General features: G+C 78.2%; 1 pseudogene. It reads right to left on the minus strand.

Going from position 1 to position 3,165, the window contains the following annotated elements:
- Window positions 1–57: 57 nt before the first annotated feature.
- A pseudogene (locus tag ABEA77_RS33640) lies at window positions 58–3,165 on the minus strand (hypothetical protein); the annotation flags it as partial.

Below are 3,165 nucleotides of genomic sequence, written 5' to 3' on the forward strand. Positions count from 1 at the left end.
CGGGCCGGGCGAAGGCCGTCCGCGCCCTCGCCGCCGGCCCGTCCGCCCGGCGCGGTGTCAGGCGTCCTCGGTGCGGTCCCGCGGGACAACGTGGCTCTGCCCCTCCTGCGCGGGCGGCTGCTGCGGCGGGACGGTGGAGGCCGGCGTGCCCCTGCGGACCCTGGCCTCCTGCGCCGGGGTCCTGCGGAAGACGCGCGTCGCGGTGATCTCGCCGTGCACCTGCTCGCCCTCCTGCCCGGGCGCGGGCAGGCCGGGCCGCAGGTGCTCCTCGACCTTGATGTACTTCAGGCCTGCGCGCAGGTCCGCGTCGTTGCGCAGCCGGATCACGAGGGGGAACTCGGCAAGCGCCGTCGTGTCGAACAGTCCTGTCGTGTAAAGGAGTTGGACGCCGAGCGCGTCGGAGACGGCGCGCTGGAGCTCCAGCAGGTAGGTCGCGTTGGCCCGGCCGATCGGGTTGTCCAGGAACAGCGTCCCGGCGTGCCGGTGCTTGTCGCGGCCGCGGTCGTTGCTGCGCAGCGCGGCCATGGTGCAGTACAGGGCGATCGCGGCGGTCAGCAGCTGGCCGCCGGAGAACACGTCGCCCATCTGCCCGACCGGGACCCGCTCGGCGCGCAGCACCGCGTCCGGCTTGAGGATCTCCACGGCGACGCCCCTCGGCTGCAGCGCCGCCTGCACGCCGCGCAGCAGCAGCGACATCCCGTCCCGCCGCAGGTCGGAGTTCTTCTTGAGGGCGGCCCTCGTGGCCTCGTCCACGACGTCGCCGAGCCGCTCGGACAGCGTCGCGCGGTCGGGTTCCTCGAAGCGGATGCGCAGGAACTCCTGGCCCGACCACTCGCCGAGGCCCTCGGGCAGCCGGGAGAGCCGCTGGGCCGACCGCAGCGTCGCCATCGCCGACTCCACCAGGCCGCGCAGCCGGTCGACGATCGAGTCGCGGTTGCGTTCCAGCTGGGCCAGTTCGTCGGTGAGGACGCGCAGCCGGGGCGCGAACGCCTCGGCCCAGCGCTCCGCGTGCTCCGGCAGCGCGGCGGCGGGCAGTTCGCGGATCTGCTGCCGCGCCGGGGTGCGCACCTGTTCGTAGCGGGTGGCGTTGGCGTGCCGTACCAGGATGTCGCTCGCCTCGCGCACCGCGGCCTCGGCCGCCGACAGGTCCTGGGCGCAGCCGCGCAGCGACCTGCGGGCCTCGGCCGCGTCGTGGCGCGCGGCGTCCAGGCCGCCCGCGTACGGCTCCGGCGGCTGGGGAGGCTCGTCGCCCTGTGCCGCCTGCTCGTCCTCGGCGAGCGCGCCGCGCAGCAGGTCGCGCAGGAGGGCCGCCGTCTCGTCGAAGCCGCCGGCGTCGTCCTCCGCGGCCCGGTGGGCGCGCAGGAGTTCGTCGTGTGCGGTGCGTGCGGTCTCCACCGCTTCGGTCCGTACGGCCAGTTCCGTGGTGGCGGTGCGCAGCAGCGCCTGGGCCTGCTCCGCGTCGGCGGGCACCTGGTCGTCGGGGAGGCCGGTGTGGCTCTCGCCGGTCTCGGGGGCGAGGCGCTCCGCCTCGCCGCGCAGCCGGCCGAGCTGCTCGCTCGTGGCGGAGGCCCGCGACTCCAGCATCTGCACGAGTGACTCGGCGCGGGCGGCGGCGGCCTGCCGGGAGGGGCCGTCGGCGCCGTCGGGCGATTCGAGGAGCTGCGCGGCGCGCGTGCGGACCTTGTTGCTGAGCCGGTCGAGCTCGGCGAGTGCGGCGCTCTCGTCGCTCTCCGCGCGTGCCTGTTCCGCGCGCAGGTCGGCGCCGACGCCGACCTTCTCGTAGAGCTGGGAGGCGGCGCGGTACGCCTCCCGCAGGGCGGGCAGCGGGACGCGGGGCGCGTCGTCCGGCCGGTCGGGGAGGTTCTCCGGGGCGCCGGCGATCTCCGCGCGCTCGGCGCGCAGGGTGCGCGCGGTACGGCGGGCGTCGTCAGCGGCGCGCTGCGCGGCCCTGCGGTCCTCGTCGGCGGCGCGCGCCAGTTCGAGGCAGGTGCCCGCGCGTGCCTCGGCCTCGGCCGCGTCGTCCGCGAGGGCGCGGAGCCTGGCCTGCCAGGCGGGCCGCTCGCGCAGCCGGGACGCGAGTCCCTTCAGGGCGTCGGCGGCGCGGCGGGCGCGCTGTGCCGCCTCCTGCGCCTCCTCCGCGGCGCGGCCGGTGTCCGCTGCCGCCTGCTCGGCCTCGGCGCGGGTGGCGCGCGCCTCGGTCAGCTCGGCGGCGGCGCGTTCCGCGGTCTCCCGGGCGATACGTGCGGACGCGGCGAGGTCGGCGAGGGCGCCCGGCGGGCAGTCGGCGCGCCAGGAGCCGATGCGGGCGGCGAGGGCGCGGTCGGCGGCCAGCCGGGCCGCGACCTCCTTGATCTCGTCGTCGCGCGCGGCGGCCCTGGCGCGCAGGGCCCGGCGTTCCTCGTCCGCGGCGTGCTCGTCGTGCATGGCGGGGTTGGGCGGTACGAGGAACACGGCCGCCTGGTCGTCCTGGCCGCTGTCGCCGGCCCGCGGCACCGGGGCGAGCAGCGCGGCCGCGGTGCCGACCGCGACGGTGGAGCGGGGCAGCAGGGCGGCGTCGGCGAGGACGCCCCGGGCACGCGCGTGCGAGGCGGGGTCGGTGATGACGACGCCGTCGACCAGCTCGGGCCGCGCGGCGAGCACGGCGGCGTGGTCGGCGGGGTCGACGGACTGGGCGAGGTAGCGCCAGCCGGGCAGGGCGGGGATGCCGTGCTCGCCGAGGTGTTCGACGGTCGCGAGGACGTCGGGCCCCGGCGGGAGAAGTCCGCCGTCGCCGAGCGCGCCCAGGATGCGGGAGTCGTCGGCTGCCGCGGTCCGCAGGTCGAAGAGGCGGCGCTCGGCGGCGGCGACGCCCTGGTCGAGCAGGTCGCGCAGGGCGTCCGCGTGGGTGTCGAACTCCTCGGCTGACAGCGGCCCTTGCGCGGGGCCCTCGGGCGCGGGAGGGGTGGCGCGGGCGGTGTCGGCGCCGCTGCGCGGGCCCGGCACGCCCGCGCGGTGGGCGGCGGGCAGGCTGAGCAGTTCGGTGAGGCGATCGTCGGCCGCGATCGACTCGGCGGCGCGGCGCTCGGCCCCGTACGCGCGCTCCGCGGCGTCCGCCGCGTCCCCGGCGCGGGCCGCGTCGAGGTCGGCGCGGGACTCCGCGGCAGCGGCCTCACGGGCCCGCTCGGC

Origin of the sequence: Streptomyces tremellae (genome assembly GCF_039540215.1) — a bacterium.
In the GTDB taxonomy this organism is placed as follows: domain Bacteria; phylum Actinomycetota; class Actinomycetes; order Streptomycetales; family Streptomycetaceae; genus Streptomyces; species Streptomyces tremellae.